Genomic DNA, 274 nt, shown 5'->3' on the forward strand with positions numbered 1-274 from the left:
GTACTTCGAAAAATTCATTACGACGTAAGTGATTATATATTTTCTCGGAAACCTCTTCTTCTTCAGACACTAAGAAACGATGTTCAAAAGCATAGAATGATTGACCTTTAATTAATTTTACGTAGTATATTTTACACGCCTCCTTTAGCATAATTGGTACTTACTTAATATTAGGGTGACCTATATGTACATGAACCATACTTGGAGTTTCAAAGGATGGGAGGAAAGAAGTTAAACACATTGCAAAAGTTAGTAAAACTGTAATGTTGTTGTC

General features: G+C 32.5%; 1 protein-coding gene. It reads right to left on the reverse strand.

Annotation, left to right across the window (positions count from 1 at the left end; genetic code table 11):
* Positions 1 to 130: YqbF domain-containing protein (locus KI369_RS28155; RefSeq protein ID WP_212958942.1), on the reverse strand; the 130-nt coding region annotated here is incomplete at its 3' end.
* Between the last annotated feature and the right edge of the window lie 144 nt (positions 131 to 274).

Source organism: Bacillus sanguinis (assembly GCF_018332475.1).
GTDB lineage: Bacteria > Bacillota > Bacilli > Bacillales > Bacillaceae_G > Bacillus_A > Bacillus_A sanguinis.